This window comes from Flavobacterium sp. KACC 22758 (assembly GCF_028736135.1).
In the GTDB taxonomy this organism is placed as follows: Bacteria; Bacteroidota; Bacteroidia; order Flavobacteriales; family Flavobacteriaceae; genus Flavobacterium; species Flavobacterium johnsoniae.
This window is the reverse complement of record NZ_CP117878.1, coordinates 5,442,713-5,465,884: the sequence shown is the minus strand read 5'-3', so window position 1 is coordinate 5,465,884 and position 23,172 is coordinate 5,442,713. Positions and strand designations below refer to the sequence as shown.

The 23,172-nt window shown below is 33.8% G+C and carries 22 protein-coding genes; 6 read left to right on the top strand and 16 right to left on the bottom strand.

Annotated elements, in window-relative coordinates:
* Positions 1–21: 21 nt before the first annotated feature.
* The 10 genes from PQ462_RS23300 to metG form a co-directional block, all read right to left on the bottom strand.
* Positions 22–1,491 carry a hypothetical protein gene (locus tag PQ462_RS23300; protein ID WP_274251787.1) on the bottom strand — a complete coding sequence of 490 codons (1,470 nt, stop codon included), beginning with the start codon at positions 1,489–1,491 and terminating at the stop codon, positions 22–24.
* 160 nt (positions 1,492–1,651) lie between these two features.
* Complete coding sequence (locus PQ462_RS23295) at positions 1,652–2,782, bottom strand: OmpA family protein (RefSeq protein ID WP_274251786.1); 1,131 nt, start codon at positions 2,780–2,782, stop codon at positions 1,652–1,654.
* Positions 2,783–2,891: 109 nt separating this feature from the next.
* Positions 2,892–3,524 (bottom strand): chloramphenicol acetyltransferase, encoded by a 633-nt coding sequence (locus tag PQ462_RS23290; RefSeq protein ID WP_274251785.1) that lies wholly within the window; start codon positions 3,522–3,524, stop codon positions 2,892–2,894.
* Positions 3,524–4,231, bottom strand: a complete 708-nt coding sequence (locus tag PQ462_RS23285) for an HAD family hydrolase (protein WP_274251784.1) — start codon at positions 4,229–4,231, stop codon at positions 3,524–3,526. The genes PQ462_RS23290 and PQ462_RS23285 overlap by 1 nt, the downstream gene beginning before the upstream one ends.
* 219 nt (positions 4,232–4,450) lie before the next feature.
* Positions 4,451–5,335, bottom strand: coding sequence for a DMT family transporter (locus tag PQ462_RS23280; RefSeq protein ID WP_274251783.1), 885 nt, complete (start codon positions 5,333–5,335; stop codon positions 4,451–4,453).
* Positions 5,336–5,455: 120 nt separating this feature from the next.
* Complete coding sequence (locus tag PQ462_RS23275; RefSeq protein WP_274251782.1) at positions 5,456–6,970, bottom strand: flotillin family protein; 1,515 nt, start codon at positions 6,968–6,970, stop codon at positions 5,456–5,458.
* A gap of 11 nt (positions 6,971–6,981) precedes the next feature.
* On the bottom strand, positions 6,982–7,542 hold the full coding sequence (locus tag PQ462_RS23270) for an NfeD family protein (RefSeq protein ID WP_187775475.1): 561 nt from the start codon (positions 7,540–7,542) through the stop codon (positions 6,982–6,984).
* A 1,026-nt stretch (positions 7,543–8,568) separates the two neighbouring features.
* Positions 8,569–8,847 (bottom strand): hypothetical protein, encoded by a 279-nt coding sequence (locus PQ462_RS23265; protein WP_073410177.1) that lies wholly within the window; start codon positions 8,845–8,847, stop codon positions 8,569–8,571.
* Positions 8,848–9,084: 237 nt separating this feature from the next.
* Entirely contained in the window at positions 9,085–9,297 is a 213-nt protein-coding gene (locus tag PQ462_RS23260; protein WP_274251781.1) for a hypothetical protein, read from the bottom strand.
* 125 nt (positions 9,298–9,422) lie between these two features.
* Entirely contained in the window at positions 9,423–11,558 is a 2,136-nt protein-coding gene (metG, locus tag PQ462_RS23255; protein ID WP_012022944.1) for a methionine--tRNA ligase, read from the bottom strand.
* Positions 11,559–12,015: 457 nt separating this feature from the next.
* On the opposite strand from metG, the gene PQ462_RS23250 reads away from it, so the two are divergent.
* Positions 12,016–12,243: a CDGSH iron-sulfur domain-containing protein gene (locus tag PQ462_RS23250; RefSeq protein WP_012022943.1), complete on the top strand. Its 228-nt coding sequence runs from the start codon at positions 12,016–12,018 to the stop codon at positions 12,241–12,243.
* Between the two features lie 66 nt (positions 12,244–12,309).
* Here the strand turns inward: PQ462_RS23250 and PQ462_RS23245 are convergent, their stop codons facing one another.
* The 6 genes from PQ462_RS23245 to PQ462_RS23220 form a co-directional block, all read right to left on the bottom strand.
* Entirely contained in the window at positions 12,310–13,059 is a 750-nt protein-coding gene (locus PQ462_RS23245; protein ID WP_274251780.1) for a DUF2695 domain-containing protein, read from the bottom strand.
* A 15-nt stretch (positions 13,060–13,074) separates the two neighbouring features.
* Entirely contained in the window at positions 13,075–13,977 is a 903-nt protein-coding gene (locus PQ462_RS23240; protein WP_274251778.1) for a PhzF family phenazine biosynthesis protein, read from the bottom strand.
* A gap of 74 nt (positions 13,978–14,051) precedes the next feature.
* Positions 14,052–14,609 carry a YdeI/OmpD-associated family protein gene (locus PQ462_RS23235; RefSeq protein ID WP_012022941.1) on the bottom strand — a complete coding sequence of 186 codons (558 nt, stop codon included), beginning with the start codon at positions 14,607–14,609 and terminating at the stop codon, positions 14,052–14,054.
* A 12-nt stretch (positions 14,610–14,621) separates the two neighbouring features.
* Positions 14,622–15,113 carry a hypothetical protein gene (locus PQ462_RS23230; protein WP_274251776.1) on the bottom strand — a complete coding sequence of 164 codons (492 nt, stop codon included), beginning with the start codon at positions 15,111–15,113 and terminating at the stop codon, positions 14,622–14,624.
* A gap of 187 nt (positions 15,114–15,300) precedes the next feature.
* Positions 15,301–15,747 (bottom strand): protease complex subunit PrcB family protein, encoded by a 447-nt coding sequence (locus PQ462_RS23225; RefSeq protein ID WP_274251774.1) that lies wholly within the window; start codon positions 15,745–15,747, stop codon positions 15,301–15,303.
* Between the two features lie 131 nt (positions 15,748–15,878).
* Positions 15,879–16,622, bottom strand: a complete 744-nt coding sequence (locus tag PQ462_RS23220; protein WP_274251773.1) for a hypothetical protein — start codon at positions 16,620–16,622, stop codon at positions 15,879–15,881.
* Between the two features lie 203 nt (positions 16,623–16,825).
* Between PQ462_RS23220 and PQ462_RS23215 the strand changes: the two genes are divergently transcribed.
* From PQ462_RS23215 to PQ462_RS23195, 5 genes are all read left to right on the top strand, one after another.
* Complete coding sequence (locus tag PQ462_RS23215; protein WP_274251772.1) at positions 16,826–17,365, top strand: DMP19 family protein; 540 nt, start codon at positions 16,826–16,828, stop codon at positions 17,363–17,365.
* Between the two features lie 171 nt (positions 17,366–17,536).
* Complete coding sequence (locus tag PQ462_RS23210) at positions 17,537–18,433, top strand: hypothetical protein (RefSeq protein ID WP_274251771.1); 897 nt, start codon at positions 17,537–17,539, stop codon at positions 18,431–18,433.
* A 25-nt stretch (positions 18,434–18,458) separates the two neighbouring features.
* Entirely contained in the window at positions 18,459–19,868 is a 1,410-nt protein-coding gene (locus PQ462_RS23205) for a tetratricopeptide repeat protein (RefSeq protein WP_274251770.1), read from the top strand.
* Positions 19,869–20,030: 162 nt separating this feature from the next.
* Entirely contained in the window at positions 20,031–21,302 is a 1,272-nt protein-coding gene (gene serS / locus PQ462_RS23200; RefSeq protein WP_274251769.1) for a serine--tRNA ligase, read from the top strand.
* Positions 21,303–21,390: 88 nt separating this feature from the next.
* Positions 21,391–23,172, top strand: coding sequence for a tetratricopeptide repeat protein (locus PQ462_RS23195; protein WP_274251768.1), 1,782 nt, complete (start codon positions 21,391–21,393; stop codon positions 23,170–23,172).

Genomic DNA, 23,172 nt, shown 5'->3' with positions numbered 1-23,172 from the left:
TTTTTGGAAACCGCGAAAACATTAACGGGATTTTATTGGATCAAAAGAAGCAGGCTTTGAGAATACAGACTTATTCATGATCGGATTTCCATTGTCTTCCCGAATAATACCATCTGTAAATTTGCGAAGGATAAACTGTCTTAAAGTATTGTCATAATAACTTAAAATGTAATAATCCTTTAGTTTTAAAATATTCTGCAGTGAAACATTTTTGTTGGTACTCAAATAATAGTAAATATTGTCAATTGCGAGAGGTTCTGATTGTTTGGTACTTATGAAATTAAGATTAGAATCGAATGTCGAGTCGAAAAAGACCATTTTATTTTGAATATCATAATACGGTCTTCCACCAATACCAAATTCACCAAGAACATCATCCAGGCTGTTATAATTTGTAAAAACATATTCTACAAAGCCTCCAAAGGTTACGTAGTTTTTGTTGTTGTGTTTAAAAACTGAAATACCTGCACTTAAATCGGATAAGTTCTTAAGGAATTTAGCAGTGGTTTTTAATTCCTGAGGCTTTTGGTTATTGGCCTGAACCAGCAGTGGTGAATTCTTAAAACGGATGGTGTCATTTTTTGAAACTGAAACACTTTTTAAGATTTGTCCTGAAGCAAAGTCTTTTATATCATACAAGAACTCATCGTTATTGGCTTTAATCTGAAATAGTTTTCCATCACTGTAAAATGAATTCGCACTTTTAGCCTGTTTCTTTGTGCTGGGCTGGATAAATGTTTTCTCGATTACATCAAGAGTTTGGAGATTAAGATCAAAAACCTGTGTTTTTTGAGTATTATAGTCAAATGTTAAAATAATATGATCATCGAGAACATACATTTTGTTTATACCCGAGGTTTTGTCTAAAGTATTAAAATCATCTGATTCTATTTTTTGAATAGGATAGTTTCGAACCAAGAGATTAAAAGTAAAACCTTGCCCTCTCTCAGTTTGAAAATTAAAATCGGAAAAATCGAACATTTTTATTTCGCATTTTCCATTTTGAAATTCATACAAAAGAAGGTGTTTTTGACCTTTTTCTTTTCCCAGAATATAAAAAGCATTATTTTTCTGAAAGCTTGTTATGATATATTCATTGTTTTCTGGAAAATCAAAGTTTAATGTTCGTGAAGTTTTCGAGTCCAGAAAGTATTTTACGATTTTAAGATTTTTTGTATTTGAAGAACTCCAGTATAATAATGGGTTCCCATCATCGGCAATGCTGTAACCGCTTAAAGATCTGTTTAAAGGAGTTCTTATAGAATCAGTAAATTGACTTGTAAGGAATAGGGATTTATTATATTTTAAAATATTAATGTTTTTATCATCTGCAGCAAAAACATAAATATCATTTGTTTTTATATCTTCAACATTCAGCGTTTGGGCATTTTCTGAAGAAGTGTTTAAGTTTAATGGAAACGAATTTAATACTGTTTGACCTATCAGTACTGATTTCGAAAGTAAAAGTGAGATAAGTAATAGCTTTTTCATGAATTTTAAACGTCAAATATCATTCCAAATTTAGCGAAATAAACTGTATATAAATGCAATAGAATTACATCGTGATAATAGGGTTTGATTTGAAACTTAAAGAAATAAAAAAGTCCTTAAGAAATTTCTTAAGGACTTGATTTTTAATTATAAAAAAGAATTATTTTATTTTAAAAGTAACTCTTCTAGCTAATCTTCTAGCTTCTTCAGAATCTTTTTGGATTGAAGTATCTGCACCAGCAGGAATAACATTTAATCTTGAAGATGCAATTCCAGCTTTTTCAAAGATAGTTTTTACATTTTCTGCTCTTTGGTTTGAAAGTTTTTCATTGTATTCTGCTTTTCCAACCTGATCAGCATAACCAATAATATCAAGAGATGCAGAAGGGTTTTTTCTTAAGTAAGTTAAAACCACATCGATTGCAGCAGTTGAGTTTTCGATAGGAGTTGCTTTGTTGAAATCAAAATAAACGCTGTAATATTTATCGTTTATTAATTCTTTTACAACATCTTTATCGTTTACAACAGTAGTGTTGTTAACTGGTTTTTCTACAACAACTTGTTTTGATGGTATGTTCTTGATTTGGTTTTCAAGATCAGCAATTCTGTTATCGTAAGCACTAAGGTCTACATTTTCAGAAACTACAGTCCAGTCAGCATGTTTAGTATTTTTACCTAAGTAAACGTTTAAACCAACTGTACCATTGAACATTAATCCAGAAAAACCTCTGTTTCCATCAAGATAAGCGCCATCAAAAGCATGATCCTGAGATGCGTTTAAGATTGTAGAGAAATCTCCAGTTAAAGCTACTCGGTTAGATAATTTTATTTGTCCGGTTACACCAGCAATAAAGTTACCCATTTCATCAGCTCCTTTAAAGTTGTCGCTTCTTAATTGAGCATAACCAAAACCTGCATGTCCTAATAAACCAATAGTGTTAGTCCAGGTTTCAAAGTTCATGATACGGCCTAAGTTGGCAACAGCTTGTAAATCTACTCTATAATATTTTGAATCAAAATCTATAGAATTGCTTTTTGCAGTAAAACTGTTGTATCCAAAATCAGCCTTTAAACCAAATTTGTTGTTAAACATGTAACGAACACCTAAATCACCAACCCATGGGCTTGGAGTAGCGGTAGTGTAACCTGCAGAGAATGGTCTTTGAGGTTTAGTTAATCCTCCCGCAAGTTCTACAGACCACTTGTTATAGTTGCTTGCAGAGCTTTCTGTTTGTGCATTTACATGAATTAACCCTAAAGCAAACGCCAGAGTAATAACAATTTTTTTCATTGTAATATGAGTTTTAAAATTTTCCCCAAACCAACGAATTTATTACTGCTTAAGACGTCCCCTAAAAGGTATTAGAGTATCAAAATAAGGTAAATTTGTAAGATTAAAACTATTTTGAGTTCATGGCCTCCTGAAAGGAATCTACAAACTGTCCTACATGCAAACCGTCCATTAATCCATGATGAACGTGCACAGACATTGCGATTGTGCGTTTTCCAGATTCAGAAACAATCATTTTTCCAAATGAGATTTTAGGACAGCTGTCTGGAAACGTGTAACTTCTGGCGTGTGAAATAGAAGTGAAGTTTAACCACGGAATTGCCGAAAAATGAATCAGATTATCATCATCAAAAGATCTTGTAAAAAGTCCGGTTGTATTTTGAATACGTTCAATTTCTGCCAGAGCATTTTTTTCGAAGATTTTAAAATCAGGATTGTATTCGATTAAAGAAAATCCGAAAGTTCCGTCTGCACGGCCAATTGTTGCCGAAGCATCTATGCGGTCGTTGATATAAATTTTGCCTTCTGAAATTCGGTATTTGAAATTTTCAACAGAGTTTACGGCCGTTAAAGTTTTGTGTAAATAGAAAATGAAGAAAGAAGCTTTTAATTCTTTTGCCGTTTCATATGCTTTTTTACAATCAATTTCGACAGTCACGCCAAAAAATGGTTCTTCCATTCGGCTGAAATGTTCAAAATGCTCTTTACGGTTCCAGTTTTCTAAGTCTAAAAGTGTTTTCATTATAATAAATTATGAACCACCTCAGTAATTTTTTCAAATGAACTAAAGTGTTTGTGTTCAACTTTGTGATTGATTTTTTCGTGTTCCCAAGTTGTGTGAAACGGAATATGAACAGCATAACCGCCAATTTCTAAAACAGGCAGTACATCTGATTTTAATGAATTGCCTATCATTAAAAACTCATTTGGCTGAATGTCTAAACGACCCAATAATTTTTGATAATCGATTTCCTGTTTGTCTGACATTACTTCGATATGGTGAAAATAATGACCTAAACCAGAACGGTGCAATTTGCTGTGCTGGTCTTTTAAGTCGCCTTTTGTTGCTACGACCAATTTGTATTTTCCGTGTAAAGCCTGTAAAGTTTCTTCGATTCCGTCAAGAAGTTCGATTGGTTTTTCGAGTAATTCCTTTCCGTACTGAATAATCTTTTCAATTACTTCAACCGGAATCGTATTGTTTGAAATATTCATTGCGGCTTCGATCATCGAAAGAATATAGCCTTTAATTCCATAACCGTACAAAGGCAGATTGGCAATTTCAATTTTAAATAATTCCTGCGATATGCCCTGATGCGAAAGATAATCTTCCATCAAAGCACAAAATTTATGTTCGGTTTCCTGAAAATAAGGTTCGTTTACAAATAAAGTATCATCGGCATCAAATGCGATTACTTTTAAGTTTGGTATTTTGGTTTTATGTAACATAAGTTTTTTGTTTCAAGTTTTGTTTGTTTCAGGTTTATTTTTCGCCACGACCCGAGCGATAGTGAACAGGCGAAGCAATTCACGAATTGCACTAATTTTTTTTAGCCACAGATTATTAAGATTAAAATGATTTTTTAAAATCTGCTCAATCTGCGTGAAACCTCGAATTGCACAAACTATCAGTGTAAACCAGTTTCATCCGTAAAATCAGTGGGCAAATTATTTAGAAAAAAGCCTTTTCAAAGAAATCGTTTTGTCGTAAAAAGTAACTCGGATTCCGAAAAGCAGAATGATTCCGCCGAAAACCATTTGTAAAGTTATTTGTTCTTCTAAAAACAACCAAGCCAAAATTGAAGTAATTACGGCCTGACTCAGTAAACTTAACGAAACTCGAGTTGCGCGCATATGCTGAGTCGCATAACTAATCGAAAGCCAGGCGCACAATTGGCAAATAACAGCTTGAAGGACGAGAACAAACCATCCCGTATTTGGAAATCCGGTAAAAGGTTCGTCCAGCGAATAACACAAAATTCCTAAATAAATACTCGAAGCCAATAAACTAATTGTCATAAATGATAAAACATCGACTGCAGAAAGCACATTTTTGCTTACCAACATATAAACGGAATATAGAATTCCGGATAAAACGGCAAATAGAAATGCTTTATCAAAGTTTAAATCGATGAAAAATTCAAAACCAACTAAGGTTATCATTCCTAATAAAGCGACAAATGTTCCTATCCAGAAATTTGCGGCAGGTTTTGCTTTCAGAAAAAAGAAAGAACCAACACCAACCCAAACCGGAGATAAATTAGTGAGCAGCGAAGCCTGAGTCGCGCTTGATTCCTGAATGGCGATATTCCAAACGGCAACATCTGACGCAAATAAAATACCGCAAAGTGCTGCCAAAAGTGCGAATTTTAATGTTGGAATTTTAAAATTGCCGCTCAATAACACATACGGCAAAAGCAGAATCACGGCAAAAGCCATTCGGTAAAAAGCCGAAATTAATCCCGGCGTTAAACGTAATTTAACCAATATCGGGAAAATGGAGATGCAGAGTATACCGCAGATTAGAGCTAATCTTGGTTTTGTGATTTTCATTGTATTAATCGTGTATTATTTTTCAAAGATACTTTACAAAGTGAATACTTTGAAAGCAAAAAACGCGAATCAATTAAAAATGTTAATCGGTTCGCGCTTTTTTATGACAGAATTTAAAAATTATTCTTCTTTTTCTACAACTTCAATAGCTGGCGGAATTTCGGGTGTATCTTCACCTTTTAAATAACTCGGTAAATTTAATCCGGCCATATTGAATAAGTCATTCAATGGCGGAACTGTTTTCATCATTCCGGAAACAAAATTGGCTGTTGAACCGCCATTTTCGCCCTGACCATTTCCAGAATCCCAAACGGTAATTTTGTCAATTTTGATGTTTTTAACAGCTTCAACCTGAGTTTTAACCAATTCAGGAAGCTTCTCTAATAATAAAAGCTGGAATGCTTTGCTTGGATCTCCGCCAGCAGCAGCCACAACATCTTTGTAACCTTCGGCTTGTTTGGTTAATATTTCGAAAAGACCTTTTGCTTCGGCTTCCATTTTAGCGTAAATCGCATCGGCTTCACCTCGGGCATTTTCTCTAATAGTTTCGGCAGCAGCCTGAGCTTCGATAATAGCTCTTTGTTTAGCAATTTCGGCAGGAACTACAATGTTGGCAATTTGAGTAGAACGCTCTCTTTCAGAACGTGCAAGCTCGGCTTTTTGCTCAGCAACGTATGATTCTTCTAATGCTTTTGCCTGTTGTACTTTTTCTGCAGCTATTGCAACACGCAATGATTCTGCTTCTTTTTCTCTACGTAATGCTTCAGAATTAGCGATGGCAATTTTAGCCTCGTTCTCTCCCTGAATCGCAATTGCGTTTGCTTCAGAAGTTTTTACCCTTGTATCTCTCTGCGCTTCGGCTTTACCAATAGTTTCATCTCTTGATGCAGTAGCAATACTGATTTCTTTATCTTTTTGAGTAATCGCAATTTTTACGTCACGGTCTCTGTGTGTTTCTGCAATTTGAGTATCTTTTTCTCTATCGGCAAGAGCCTTACCAATTTCCCCGATTTTTTCCTGCTCTGCAACGCTGATTTTTGCTTCGTTAATAGCTTTTGCAGCGGCTTCTTTTCCTAAAGCTTCAATATATCCAGATTCGTCACGAATATCAGTAACGTTTACGTTGATTAATTTTAAACCAATTTTCTTTAATTCGCTGTCAACGTTTTTCGAAATATTATCAAGGAATTTGTCACGGTCTGAGTTGATTTCTTCAATTGTCATGGTAGCAATTACCAAACGTAACTGACCAAACAAAATATCTTTTGCCAGTTCCTGCACCTGCTCGTATGATAAACCTAACAATCTTTCGGCAGCAGTATTCATACTGTCTGTTTCTGTAGAGATTGCAATGGTAAATCGGCAAGGAACATCTACTCTAATGTTTTGACGGCTCAGCGCATTAGTTAAATTAGCTTCGATTGAAAGCGGTTTTAAATCTAAAAATGCATAATCCTGAATTACCGGCCAGATAAAAGCACCGCCGCCGTGTACACATCGTGCTGAGGTTCCGCCTGTACGACCGTAAATAACTAAGATTTTGTCTGACGGACAACGCTTGTACCGCGATATTAATGCCGAAATTGTTACGAATAGAACGATTGCCGCAACTGCAATTAAAATAATTGGGTTCATTATGATTTGTGTTATATGGTTTCTACAATTAAAATGTTGTTTTCGATTTTGATAACTTTTACAACAGTTCCAGACGGAATTTTGCTTTGTTCTGTCATCGCTTCTAATTCATGAAAAGCACCGTTTACGCTAATCATGATTTTGCCTTTTCCTGTTTTATTTTCCGGAATTGTTAAGTAAACTTCGGCGGTTTTATTAAGCGTATTAGTGATTTTAAAAGAATTGTCTTCTGCTAGTTTTTGTACTTGTTTGATAACGAAGAAAAACAAAAGCACAAATAAAACGCCAACAACAAGTGATAAAATAATAAGAAACCAGGTATGTTCGCCAATTGTAGAATAAAACGAAATTCCCGTCCAGCTGAAACCTAAAAGAAAATTGATAAGGTTTCGTAATGAAAAAAGCTGAAAGTCGCCATCGTGTGCATCGGCATGAAAATCAGTGTCGAAACCATCTGCAACATCAAGACCCGTAAAGGTAATAATGGTTTGAATAAGAAAAATTAAACTTGTTGGAATTGCGATATACCAAAAAGATTTAAGCAGTGTAGGCAAACTTTCTAATAGTTCCATAATTTTTAGTTTTTCGAATAGCTTTTGGTGCTAATATCTTACTTTTTATGAAAGAAAACTAATTTGTGTAAAATTTATATAAAAATGTAATATGAGAGAACCATCAAAGAGGTTAAATATGCCGTCAGGCATTAAAGGTTGGTAGAAAAAAATAGATTAGCATTGATTCAGCGTGCCGTAGGTACTCAAGATATGTGTCGTACCTACGGCACGAAACCGAATTTTAAATTTAATATTCTACCAACCTTTAATGCCTAACGGCATAATTTTCTGATTTTAAATTGATGATATAAAACAGGATTAAATTACCTCGAAAATTTCAGATATATTTTTCGTTTTGTAATGGTTTTTAAATATGCCGTTAGACATTAAAGGTTGGTAGAAAAAATTAGATTAGCATCGATTCAGCGTGCCGTAGGTACTCAAGATATGTGTCGTACCTACGGCACGAAACCGAATTTTAAATTTCACATTCTACCAACCTTTAATGCCTAACGGCATAATTTTCTGATTTTAAATTGCTGATAAAAGAGGATTAAATTGCCTCGAAAATTTCAGATATATGTTTCGTTTTGTAATGATTTTTAAATATGCCGTTAGGCATTAAAGGTTGGTAGAAAAAAATAGATTAGCATTGATTTAGCGTGCCGTAGGTACGCAAGATATGTATTGTACCTACGGCACGAAAACGAATTTTAAATTTAATATTCTACCAACCTTTAATGTCTAACGGCATAATTTGCTGATTTTAAATTGCTGATATAAAAGAGGATTAAATTGCCTCTAAAATTTCAGATATATTTTTCGTTTTGTAATGGTTTTTAAATATGCCGTTAGGCATTAAAGGTTGGTAGAAAAAAATGGATTAGCATTGATTTAGCGTGCCGTAGGTACGCAAGATATTTATGTATCGTACCTACGGCACGAAACCGAATTTTAAATTTCATGTTCTTTAATGCCTAACGGCATAATTGGCTGATTTTAATTGATACTATAAAAGAGGATTAAATTTGTTTTTGTGTGGTATTATGCGTTGAGCATTTTTTGGTAAGCCTTTTTGATTTCCATGTCTGAAAAAGGTTCAAGTGCCTCTGCCAGTTTGTTAATGGTTCTAATGCAATTAATCATTTTGATGCGAAGATCCATATAGTCGCCGACTTGGGTAACCAGAATTGCTTCAAAAATTTCGCACATGTGTTCTGGCTGCTCTCTAATTTCTTCCTCAAACCAAATCTCGGAAAGAAATTTTGCCATTGCTGTCATTACAGCTGTTTCTGTTGTTTGTTCATTTTCTCTTTTTTGCATAAACCGAAAATATTAAACGCACGAATCCCTCGTTTTAGATGTGCAAAAAATACCCCATAGGGATAGGTTTTCCCATTGTTTCCTCAGGGACATCATGACGAGGGATTCGCTTATGTTAACTTTTATTAGAAGTTTCTAAATAAATCCTATAGTGTATTTTTTGCAAGACAAACTTACAAAATTAATTTAGCAGAAACGATTAAAAAGAATGAAAATTCTTATACTTTTTAGTGGTTTCTATTTTGTGTTTGATGAAAGAAAACTTGATTGATGACATTTAAATTTCTCTCGCAATTCTGAAATTACATTTTCATTTTTATGAAAATGCTCATTCACAATTTCCATCCTGCCGTTTTCAATGGCTGTTTCTTGATCATTAGAAAGTTTATAAAGATTTTTTTCAGATGAATCAGAGAGGTTTTGAGGTTTGTTTGTAAAATTCAAATCCATAATATTACTTTAATGTACTCAAAATTATAATTATTTGTCGAATGTTATTATTAAGAAAGAAAGTCATCTGCCAGATATTTTAGGGAGATGACTTTCTTTTATAGTTATTTAAAATAAACTTTAAATTAGTTTACTGTAGCTCCATTTGGTGCATCAGCATCTGGATTTACAAAAACCAGTTTTCCTTCAGCATTTGTTGTCATCAGGATCATTCCTTGACTTTCAACGCCGCGTAAAGCTCTTGGAGCAAGGTTTGCTAATACAGAAACACGTTTTCCGATGATTTCTTCTGGCGAAAAACTCTCTGCAATTCCCGAAACAATTGTACGAACATCAATTCCTGTATCTACTTTAAGAACCAGAAGTTTGTTTGCTTTTGGCATTTTTTCAGCCTCAAGAATAGTTCCTATACGAATGTCCATTTTTGCAAAATCTTCAAACTGAATTAAATCTTTTTGTGGTTCTGCTTTTTGGTTTTCAGCAATATTTGCGGTTTTTGTCGCTTCCAATTTATCTATTTGTTTTTGTATTTCTTCGTCTTCTATTTTAGCGAAAAGCAATTCAGCTTCGCCAATTTTATGTCCGGCCGGAATTAAATCTGAGTTTTCAGAAATATCATTCCAACCCAATGTTTTATCAATAATGATGTCGTTTGCATCCTGATGTCTTTCTTTCAGGAACTTGCTAAACCCTTCAAAATGTTCTTTAAGATCACCTAAGTTCAGGATTTTAGACAATTTAGCCGCTGTAAAAGGTAAAAACGGTTCAGCCAAAACGCTCAAAGCTGCAGCAATTTGCAATGCTACATACATTTGTGTTTTTACACGCTCTGGATTGTCTTTCATTACTTTCCAAGGTTCTTCATCTGCAAGGTATTTATTTCCTAAACGAGCAACATTCATCAATTCGCCCAAAGCTTCACGGAATCTGTAACGCTCAACCGAACTTGAAATTACAGCCGGATATGCTTTTAATTCAGCTAAAGTTTGTTCGTCGATTTCAGTAAATTCGTTTGGAGTCGGGATAACACCATCGTAATATTTGTTGGTTAAAACCACAACACGATTTACGAAGTTTCCAAAAATAGCAACCAATTCGTTGTTGTTTCTAGCTTGGAAATCTTTCCAGGTAAAATCGTTATCTTTTGTTTCAGGAGCGTTTGATGTTAACGCGTAACGTAAAACATCCTGCTTATCTGGAAATTCTTCTAAATATTCGTGTAACCAAACTGCCCAGTTTTTAGAAGTCGAAAGTTTGTTTCCTTCTAAATTTAAAAACTCATTTGCCGGAACGTTGTCTGGTAAAATGTAGCTTCCTTCGGCTTTTAGCATCGCTGGGAAAATGATACAGTGAAAAACAATATTGTCTTTTCCAATAAAGTGAACCAATTTAGTTTCTTCATCTTTCCAATAGGGTTCCCAGTCTTTTCCTTCGCGTGCTGCCCATTCTTTTGTAGAAGAAATGTAACCGATAGGCGCATCAAACCAAACGTATAATTTTTTTCCTTCGGCACCTTCAACCGGAACGTCAATTCCCCAGTCTAGGTCACGCGTTACGGCACGAGGTTCCAATCCGCCGTCAATCCAGGATTTTACTTGTCCGTAAACATTAGGTTTCCAATCGTTTTTATGACCTTCTAAAATCCATTTTGTTAAGAAATCAGAATAACGGTCTAAAGGTAAAAACCAGTGTTTTGTTTCTTTTAAAATTGGAGTTTCTCCTGTAATAGTCGATTTTGGGTTGATCAAATCGGTTGCGTTCAAAGTCGATCCGCATTTTTCGCACTGATCCCCGTAAGCTTCCGGATTGTCGCATTTTGGGCAAGTTCCAACCACAAAACGGTCTGCTAAAAACTGATTTGCTTTTGCATCGTACAATTGCTCTGTAACTTCTTCAATAAAATCGCCTTTATCATACAAAGTTCTAAAGAATTCTGAAGCCGTATCGTGATGAATTTTTGCCGAAGTTCTAGAGTAATTGTTGAATGAAATTCCGAAATCAGCAAATGATTTACGAATAATTCCATCATATTTATCAATAACTTCTTGTGGCGTAACTCCTTCTTTTTTTGCTTTCATTGAAATTGCAACGCCGTGTTCATCGCTTCCGCAAATAAATGCAACATCTTTTCCCTGCAATCTTAAATATCTCGAATATATATCTGCAGGCACGTAAACCCCCGCCAAATGCCCAATGTGGATTGGTCCATTTGTATAAGGTAATGCCGCCGTGATTGTATATCTCTTTGGATTCTGTGTCATAACTCAATTTTATTGAGTGCAAAAATAAGGAATAGAATTGAGATTTTTAAGTTTCATGGAGATTCGGAACGAAAAGGACTTTTAATATGGATCGTTCCTACGGAACTTTTGTTTCTATCCGTATTTTTTCAACGGATTAAAATCCGTTGCTACAATATAATTCGAGCCAATGGCTCTTTACATAAAAGTTCCGTAGGAAAAATTTGTTTTGTAGCAACGGATTTTAATCCGTTGAAAATGAACCATTGTCAAAATAAGAGTTCCGTAGGAACGATTCATATAAATTTATCAATCTTTGCGGGACTTCGACTTCGCTCAGTCTGACAATCGAATAAAATCTTCGTATATAGCTGTCGGTAAACCCATAAAATAGAACCAGTTTAAACTAGCCTTACAAGCAAAATCTTCAAGATTTATTTCGCAATCTTTGCATTCGAAAAAAACAAAAAACAAGTTTATGAGCAAGACAAAACTAATCATCAATAAAAACGGATCAATTAAAATTGAAGGTGATTTCGAAATCATGGATCCGGAAGGAGCGCTTTACGGATTACAAGGAAGATCTGCACTTGGACTTTGCCGCTGCGGATTATCTGCAAACAAACCATTTTGCGATGGCGGACACAGAAACAACTTCGAACACGATTCTGTTGCATTCGATTTACCACCAATGAAAACAAACTAAAACTCTTTAGTTTCGAATATAAAAAAGCTGTATTTTCTGGATGCAGCTTTTTTTATTTAAATAATATTATTCAATAGTTTCTCCAAATTCTTTAATGTCTCCTTTGTATCTACTTAATTCAGTATTCATTTTCAGGAACCATTTTGTATTGACTTTGTTTGTACACCAAATTTTAACAGGAGTCCAATTTTTAGTTTTTGCAACAATTGCAGAATAATTTCCTAATTGAATGCGTTCAATAGTCAAGTCTTCAAGATTATAATTTAGTTTAGTTTCATTTATCCAGAGATTTTTCCATTTTTCGTCGTTATCATGCTGAAATGAAGAGAAATTACTTTGTAAACTAACTGTGCAATTATTGCTTTTTCCAATTTGAAATTGGTATTCTTTGCCGCTTGTTGATGTTATTTTTATTAAGTTCCAAGGAGAAGGAACTTTTTCGATACAAAAGTCAAAATCAGTCTTTAACCTATGGATTTTTTGTCTATGTATCGTATTTTTGGAAATAAGATTAATTTTAGGTGGATTAAGATAATCAAACAAATCTTCAACATTAGCTAAAATTTCACAATCACAATAACCACCATTTTCAGCTAACCAACAAATAACCTCAGTTGCATTTGTAATTCCATTTTTTTGTAAAAATTTTTCGGTTATCAATGAATTATGATTGCACCCATTTTTTTCTAATCCATCTTCTAAAAAATCAAATAACTTTGGAAATAAATTTTCGTCAATAGGAAGACTTTGTCTGAATTCGATTAGTTTTTCTTTCCTCAACCTATCTGATATTTCTTTTCGCTTTTTCTTGTCCATAAATAGCAAAAATAATTATATGTAAAGTTCCCCTTTCATTGTAATTACCGAAGAACCGCCAACCAGAATATCTTCTTCGCGATTCATAACTTCGATCATTGAGGCTTGTTTTAATTTTACGCCTTGAAGAATTTTATATTCTTTTTCAGATTTGGTGAATTTTTTTTGAGTTAAAAAACCAATTAAAGGACCTGCAGCAGTTCCCGTTGCAGGATCTTCATTTATTCCGATTATGGGATTAAAAAATCTTGTTTCAACGATATGTTCCTGACCTTCATCGGCAATTGTGAAACAATAAAATCCTTCAAAATTGTATTCTTTAGATATTTCGATTAAAAGTTGATTATCTGGTACAAAACTGTTCAGTAATTGGCTGTTTTTTATAGGAACCATTGTGTGTGCAACTTCTGTTTTAACTACAGTTGGAACAAAAGCACTTACATCTAAATCCTCAATTTTTAAGCCTAGCGCTACTGCAATTTTATAGGTTGGAATTTCCTGTTTAATGACTGCCGATTTTTGATGCATTTGAACCACAGGATAAAAAGTAACCGGATCGAAGCTTACTGTTACAGGTATCGCCGAATGTTTCATGATTACAAAAGGTTCGCTTTCGTTTTGTTCGTCAAAAATGGGCATTCCTTTTAGCAAAGCACCGCAGACTGCGCCCAATAAATTATGTCCTGCACCGTCGATTTCGATTCCTGTTGGGGTAAAGGAACGAACTACGAGCGCTTTTTCTCTTGTAGAATAATAGACAAAAGAGGTTTCAGAATAGCCAAATTCTTTAGAGATATCCTTATAGGTTTCTAATCTTAAATTTCCATCAGTAAAAACTACAGAAAGAGGGTTTCCTTTGTAACTTTCGTTTGAAAACACATCTAAAACGTAATATTCTAATGCTGTTCTTCCCTCCATATTTTCCTTTTTTATAGCTGAGCTTGTTTAGACGGAATAAAGTTACAGTTTAAAAAATATCAAAGCAACAACCTTTACAACATTCGTTTTCCCTCAGCGCTAAATTTTATTGCTTTTTCCAATCTTGCAATTCTGGTTTTTTCTTGTTTGGCGCTCATAATCACATGTATTATTACTTTTCTGTATGATGGCGCCTGACTGCTAAAATATTCCCAAGCTGTTTTATGGGCTTTAAATTGTTTTTCAAGTTCGGGATCAAGAACGTAAGCTTCGTTTTCATGCGAGTAAATTTTAGATCTTTCTTCAGATCTTAATTCAAAAGCTTTTATGCCTTCTTCTTTCATCAATCCGGCTTTTGTGAGTGCTTCTACTTTTTTAATGTTGATGGCGCTCCAGATACTTGATTTTTTTCTTGGAGTAAACCGTATCGAATAACTTTCTTCGTCAATAGATCTTCGAACACCATCGATCCAGCCAAAACAAAGCGCCTGATCTACAGATTCTGACCAGGACATAGACGGCTTTTTGCTGTTTACTTTATAAAAACCTACTAACAGTTCGGTTTCTTTTTTATAATGCTTTTCCAGCCATTCTCTAAATTTTTCTTGAGTTGCGAAGAAAGTCGGGTTCATTTTTTAAGTTTATTATTCATTTAATTCTTTCCAGCAAACGTCAATTTCTCGTTTAACTTCTTTCTGTAATTGAGGAAGTTCATTTTCAATCCAATGTTTGCTTTCCTGAGTTAAATAATATTGGTTTTCGTTGAGTTTGTATTTCATCGCGCCAAGAATTATTTCAATCATTTCATAAGTTTCAGATGTTCCGTTGGCAAAATTAGGCGCAATTAAATATCTTAAAAGTTCTTTTTCGTATTGTGGTTTGTAATACAAAATATGACTTACTATTGGCAGATAGAAATAAAAATAGCTGTTGGTGTTAGAGGCGTATTGTATTTTATGAAATTCAGAAATCAAATTATCCCATTCAAAATCTGTTGTTCCTGAATTGAATTCTGTCAGTAATTCAAAAGTTTTTTTCGCACTCGGAACAATTTCTCCCATTCTTTTTAAGCTGGAAAAAGCTTCTTCAAACCCGATGTTTTCAGATTTGTTTTTGTTCTGGCTAAAAAGTCCCATTTGTCTGTCTTTTTAATTTCGATTTCTTATAAAAATGACTGCCAAAATATACAATTAAAGCAACTACTAAAAGATATTGTATTGTTGTGTTTAGGTCTTCCATTCTTTAAAATTATAAAACCATAAAAACAATATGCAATGTCTTTATGGTTTTATAAAAGTATAACAAATAAGAGAAATGAAAAATTTATTCGAAAACTACTTTTTTGTTGGTTTTTGCTATTTTAACAATATGATAAGGCTGTGTAATTACTGTTGCAAGGCCTCCTGAATTTAATCGTTCAACATTAACTGCTATACGATTTTCAGTTTGGGTAATTCCGGTAATATCTATAGAGAAACCGCCGTAGTTACGTACTTCATCAATGACTGCAATAACGGTATATTTTTCAAAGTCAATATCGGTGCTAATGCTGTTTTGCCAAGGTTTAATATTGAGGTCCAGTTTTACCAATAACTTGTTCCATTCTGCCAGGTCTTTAATAACAAGGTTAGCTTTTGGATTGTTGTAATCTCCGTTGAAATAATCTGCATGATACAGATCTGTAAATTCTACTTTTGACGATGCCGACTCATCGTTACTACAGCTTATAAGCGTAAATAAAATACTCAAAATAAATAAAATCTGTTTCATAATTTTTGGTTTTAGTTAACTAACATTTCTTGTTAAATGCTATTTATTAAACAGATGGTATTTATTTATATGGTTGTGTATTTCAATATTAAGTTTTTATTTGGGAACGTTTTAATAATATTTTCAGCTTGTTATATCATTTTTAACTGAGGCTTTACTTTTTCAAAAAAAGTAAGATAATCATTGGCATAATCGGGATTTGTAATTCTTGAAAAACCACAGTTTTCAAAAGAAATCCTCAAATAGTTTATAAAAGTAGTATTGTGTTCTTCATGTAAAAAAGGAGCATCGATACTTTGCTTTGGTGTAATTTGGAGTGAATAGGGCAGACCGCCGCAAATATTGTCTTTATGGAGATAATCTGAAGAAAGATCTAATGAAACAAAACCATCTTCTTTAAAACATTCCTGAAAAACTTCATGACTGTCTTCATCTGAAACATGAGAAACAAAATCGTCAAGACTTACTATCTGAATTGGATCAGCACGTTCCCAGATAAAGTTTTCATTTGTATCGTAATCCCATTCAAAATTGCAGGCACCCACAATTTTATAAAACATTTTTAACGATGCCGGAATAAAACCAAATGGCTTTACCGATTTTTCGAGTTCGCCTAATAATTGATCTGTGTTTGAAAGCGGTTTTACTAACGGACGTTCAAAATTGAACTGAAAATTGGTTTTAAAAAGGTAATTTATATTGGTAAGTTCCTTATAAATAATATTAAGATTGTGTGCCGTTCTTTCAAATGTTTCGGTTAAAACGTTCTCAATATCTATAATGTTTTCCGGTAGAAAAGCATCATCACCTAATTTATATATGTCATTGTAAACGGTTTTTGTTTCTCCATTTAAATATCTTTTGTAAAATTTCATATTTAGCCTGATTAAACATGCATTTATTAAATGCAGATAATTAAAAATTGCTTTTGAGTATTAGTAAAAACTGAAGAAATAATCTTTTACGTTCTCGTTATGGGAATGAAAAGCTATTTAATTATACAGATGTGATTTTTTTTTAATGGTTGCGTGAAATTTTCTCTCAACTTTGCAAAACAAAACACTAAATAAAAACTCAAATGGAATTCGGTAGAATTATAGTTTCAGAGACGGCAATGAAAAGTGAAAATCTGCAGGATGTTATTCACTCCAATATTTCGGTAATCAACTTAATGCGTGAAGAAGGCGTAGACGACGAACTTATTCACGAAGATGCGCTTACGAGTTACTATCTCGATTACTACTATTCGCAATGTGCCGAAGGAAATTTTTCGCAGTTTGTTTACAACTCAGGCTGGAACAAAGAATTAAATGAACTTATTGAAGAAGGCCTGGCATTAATTGGCGCCGAAAAACATTTAGAATTGTTTTTGGAACAAAGCAAGAAGGTTAGAATTATGAGCAATATTAAACTGGGAAAATTTCTGAAAGGGAAATTAGAAGGCGTAAACCCGGTTCGTGATACTTTAAATAACAATACTTTTTTTGAATTAGATGAAAATCTGGTTGAGCTGAATGCCAATTTCTTAAAAAATCATCCTGATTTTGAGGTGCTTGCTGTAGATGAAATTTTTGCTGTTTTGGAAGAATTTACAGGACATGAGATTAAAAGATCTTAAATTTTCAAGATTCTGTGATATTTAATCTGTCTTTTGAAACAAAATTGCGAATCGAATTTAATGGCGTTTTTGCGAATCTGTAATTTATAAGTGTATTTTTTTGATTTAATTTAAAAAGCTTAGTCAGAATATTTTATATTTGATAGCCCTTAATTTTAAAATCAAAAACCAATGAAAATTAACACCTACTTAATTCTCAGCGGCGCTTTTCTGTTTTTGTTCTCCTGCGGGAAGAATGAAAAACAGCGTATTGAAGAAAACGCCCCATCTTTAGCAGTTCAGTCTGAAAGCCCCAAAGCAGTCGAAAAGCTAATCTTTAAAAAAAGCGAATACATTATCCCATCAGACGAACTCGATTTGAGTCTGCTCAAGAAAGCAGCAGAAAATCTAAACATCAAATATGCTTCCATTAAAACCGAAGATGTAAGTTCGATTCGTTATAATGATAATGTTACTTTTTTTGTTATTTCAATTATCAATAAACCTGAGAAAGCAAAATCAAATGAAGAAAATTTAGGTAACTACTACCAGAGAAAGTATCTTTTTGTTAATAACGAAGACGGGAAAATCCTGGCAGAAGAAAACGATAAAAATCTTGGTTATTATGAAAATGATGGTTTAAGAGCCGCCAAAACTTATGTTTTAAAAGATTTACTGCAATTAAACGACACAACCCGTGCAATAGCTTTGACTACAGAAGTATATTCGAACAGCAGGGTTGTAATGTATTCTGAAGAAAAATTTACCATTATAACTTTCGACGGAAATAAAATGAAGAAAGTTTTATATGAATATCCAATTCGATCAGCAAATGGAGATTCAAACGGAGGAGGAACTTATCAAATAGAAACCCTAGAAGCCGGAATTAGTATTTCTGACACGCAGACAAACGGGTTTTATGACTTAATGGTTTCTAAAATCTTTACTTACGAAGATGCTATTGAGGCAGATGTAGAAAATGATATTCAGCAAAAAAGCGATTTAAAAGTTAAAAAAGAATTTCAGAGATTAAAATTTGATGGTAAAACGTATTCATTTCATAAAGACGATCGAAGCCGATTTTTGTAAGTTCACATTTTATTAAAACTAAAAAATGTTTAAAAAGATTCTTTTTGCCTTATTTATCTGCCCTGTTTTTCTGCTGGCTCAGGAAAAAGGAAAAGAGGTATCTGATAATGTCACCCGATATTTTTATTACGATAAAATAGTTTCGGTTGCGATTTGGTATGGAGCAGATAAAAAACCGGATAGTTCGAAAACTTATTATTCGAACGGGAAACTAAATGAAGTTTTCTATTTTGATAAAGACGGATTAAAAGACGGCGATTGTTTTCAATATAATAAGCAGGGCGAAAAATTGGTAACATGGAATTTTGCAAACGGAAAAATGACCGCAAGAACAGATCATAAACTTCCGTTTAATAAAGATCGTGAAGAAACGGTAACCAAAGCTTTAAAAATGCTCACGGATATTAATACAAGAACTAATTTTAATCCAACAAAAATAAATGATCTTTACAATCGTGGTGTTTTAAGCATTAGTCTTGGCAATAATACTCTGGCGATTGAAGATTTAAAAAAGGTTGAATACGCGATTGATAAAGATCCGAAAAATAAAAAATTAGTATTTTCAGATTCGGTTCAAAAAAAGGCAGCTATTTTTCGCAGCAAGCTTTATGACCGAATGGCAAGTATTTACGCAGCGCTTGAAATGGAAGGCTTTGCTCTAAATTATTATCATAAAGCAATTAAGAACGCGCCCAATGATTATCGCATTTTATATAATTTCGCAACATTGTTGCAAAATAGAAAAATGAATGATTTGGCGCGTTTTTATTTAGAGAAAATTGTAATCGAAAAACCAGACCATGCCCACGCATACTGGGGACTTGCCAGATTATTGAGTGATGAAGGCAAGTATGAAAAAGCATTCGAAAATATCCAGAAAGCGTTTCAATACGAAAAGCAGATTATTGAAAGAACAACTGCTTACGGAGGAAGAGATTTAAAAACAACCAGAGGATTAATTTATCATAAACTTGGAGAATCCAAAAAAGGAATTGCCGATTTGAAAGCAGCATTAGAAATGGATAAAAACAATTCGTATGCAATGAAAAATCTCGGCATAATTTATCTGGATCAGAAAAAATATGACGATGCCTGCGAATTATTTCAAAAAGCAAAAGATCTCAATTACACTTTAGCTTACGACGAATTTGATCTGGAAGCACTTTTAGAAGATGCGTGTAATAAACGCCAGCCGGAAAAAGAAGTTAAAATCAAACCGTATGTTTTTCCAAATCCGGCTCAAACCACAATTACAGTTGAGAATCTTAATTCAAAAAACTTTGATTTTGAGTTTTTTAATTTTGAATCAAAATCGGTTTTAAAAGGAAAAACCAGCGACGGGACAATAAACATTCTTGGACTAGATTCCGGGTTTTATATTTTAAAAACTACTATTGGAGAAACTGTAGAAACTTTTAAAGTCATAAAAGAATAGGTTTCATTGAGGAAAACTCCCCTCGCATCTTTGCAAAACCTTCGCGTATCTCTGCTTAATCCCCGAAATAACTTTAGACTAAACTTTGTAGGTAATCTTAGCAAACATTTCCTTAAATTTGCTTCCGTTATAAAAAAATACAATAGTTATAAAAATCAAGCTATGTTACAAATCGCATTTATTAGAGAAAATCAGGAGAAAGTAATCAAGGCTTTAGCAAAACGTAATATCGATGCTAAAAGCGTTGTTGAAGAGGTGGTGCAATTAGACGAAAACCGTCGTGCAGCTCAAGTGGAATTAGATAATACTTTAGCTGAATCTAATAAATTGTCCAAAGATATAGGCGAATTAATGAAAGCAGGAGAGAAAGCTAAAGCAGCGATCTTAAAAGAAAAAACGGTTTCATTAAAAGAAAAAAGCAAAGAACTTGGCGAAAAAGCAGAAGCTTTATCAGTTGAGTTAACAAATAAATTATACACACTTCCAAATCTTCCGGCTGATATTGTTCCTGAAGGAAAAACTCCAGATGACAATTTGAATGTTTTTGAAGAAGGTGATATTCCGGTTTTACACGAAGGCGCACAGTCGCACTGGGAATTGGTAAAGAAATACGATATCATCGATTTTGAATTGGGTGTAAAAATTACGGGTGCAGGTTTCCCTGTTTACAAAGGAAAAGGAGCTCGTTTACAGCGTGCTTTAATCAACTATTTTTTAGATAAAAATACAGCAGCAGGATACAACGAAGTTCAAGTCCCGCATTTGGTAAACGAAGCTTCAGGTTACGGAACCGGACAATTGCCAGATAAAGAAGGGCAGATGTACCACGCCGGAGTTGATGATTTATATTTAATTCCAACGGCTGAGGTTCCGGTTACGAACTTGTTCCGTGATGTTATTTTAAACGAAAGTGATTTACCAGTTTTACATACGGCTTATACGCCGTGTTTCCGTCGTGAAGCAGGTTCTTACGGAGCACACGTTCGCGGATTAAACCGTTTACACCAATTTGACAAAGTAGAAATCGTACGTGTTGAACATCCGGATAATTCATACGCAGCGCTTGACGGAATGGTAGAACATGTTAAAAACATTCTTCAGGAATTGAAATTACCATACAGAATTTTACGTCTTTGCGGAGGCGATATGGGTTTCACATCGGCATTGACGTATGATTTCGAAGTATTTTCTACAGCACAGGACCGCTGGTTAGAGATTAGTTCTGTTTCTAATTTCGAAACTTTTCAGGCAAACCGCTTAAAATTACGTTTCAAAGATAAAGATGGTAAAAACCAATTGGCACATACATTAAACGGAAGTTCATTGGCATTGCCTAGAGTTTTAGCTGGAATTTTAGAAAATTACCAAACACCGGAAGGAATTGTAATTCCAGAAGTTTTACGTCCTTACTGCGGATTTGACATTATAAATTAATTTTAGTAATTTAGAGTTAAACCTGACGGGTTTTTAAAACCCGTCAGGTTTTCTTAATTGTTTAAAATACCACGCTAAAAACAGAAATATGAAAAACATCCTTATCTATATCTTTTTGTTGTGGTCTGGTTTTATGTTCTCACAAAATGAACAGTTAGCGAACAATTACTACGATAAAGGCGATTTTGAAAAAGCTAAGATTATCTACGAAGATCTTTTAAGAAACTCACCATCCAATACCCAATATTTTTTAAGAACGATAGATTGTTACCAGCAGTTACAGCAGTTTGATATTGCAGAGAAAACAATTCTGGAACGTTACAACCGCTACAAACAAGGCGTTTTCTTGGTTGAATTGGGATACAATTATCAATTACAGAAAAATGAATCGAAAGCCAAAAGTTACTACGAGCAGGCCATCGAAAAAATCAAAACCAATCCCAATGATGTTTACGGAGTTGGAAATGCATTTGAGAAAAAGGTTTTATTAGAATATGCTCTAAAATCGTATCAAACCGCAATGCAGGTGCAGCCGAATTATAATTTCAATTTTCAAATTGGAATGTTGTACGGCCAGTTAGGCAAAACCGATTTGATGATTGATCTCCTGCTGACAGAATCGTATAACAATCAGCAGAATGCTAATTTGATCCAAATGCAGCTTTCTCGTTTTATGAACGGCGAAACCGATAATACGGCTTTTAAAGATGCGATGCGAAAAGCATTGATTTTAAGAACCCAGAAAGATCAGGATGTTTTTTGGAATCATTACTTAAGCTGGTTTTATGTACAGCAGAAAGAGTTTGGAAAAGCATTTATTCAGGAAAAAGCGATTTACAAACGCGAACCGGAATCTTTAATCAGTATTGTAAATTTGAGTCAGTTTGCATTGAATGAAGATGATACCGAAACAGCTTCTGAAATCCTGAATTTTATTCTTCAAAACACAAAAGATGTCGATTTGCTTATTAAAAGCAATGCAAGTTTAATGCAGATTAAAATTGATAAAGCCCAGGAAAAAGAGTATCCGGCCATTACAAACGAACTGCAGCAATTATTGGTTACTTACGAAGTAACTCCTTTTACCTTATCTTTGCAATTAATTCAGGCTCATTTTTTGGCTTTTAATTTAAAAAAGACAGAAGAAGCCAAAACAGTTGTAAAGAAATCTCTAACGTTAAATTTGAATGCTTATCAGCAGGCTGATGCCAAAATGGAGCTTGCAGATATTTTGCTTTTAGAAGAAAAGTACAATCAGGCGTTAATTTATTATTCGCAGATTCAGTTAGATTTAAAGAATGATGTCATGTCGCACGAAGCCAGTTTAAAGGCTGCGAAAACGAGTTATTACAAAGGCGATTTTGAATGGGCATTAAAACAATTTAAAGAATTAAAATCGGCAAACACGCAATTAATTGCCAATGATGCTCTTGAATATTTTTTACTGATAAATGACAACACAGCAGCCGATTCGACACAAACAGCCTTAAAGGAGTTTGCAAAAGGCGATTTTTTACTTTATCAGAATAAAAAACCAGAAGCTATTACACAGTTTCAGAATATTTTAAAGAACTTTAAAGGTCAGGAAATAGAAGCTGTAACATTGTTGCGTTTAGGTAAAATATACGAAAGCCAAAAGGATTTTGCTTCGGCTTTAAGCCAATACCAGCAAATAATAGACAATCACAGCGACGGAATTTATGTAGATGAAGCGCTGTTTTTCTCGGCAGAAATTTACAACGACGAATTAAAAGACGTAGAAAAGGCCAAGCCTTTATATGAAAAGGTAATTTTTAACCATCAGGACAGTATTTACTTTGTTGATGCCAGAAAAAAATACCGGGAATTGAGAGGAGATAAGAATTTATAG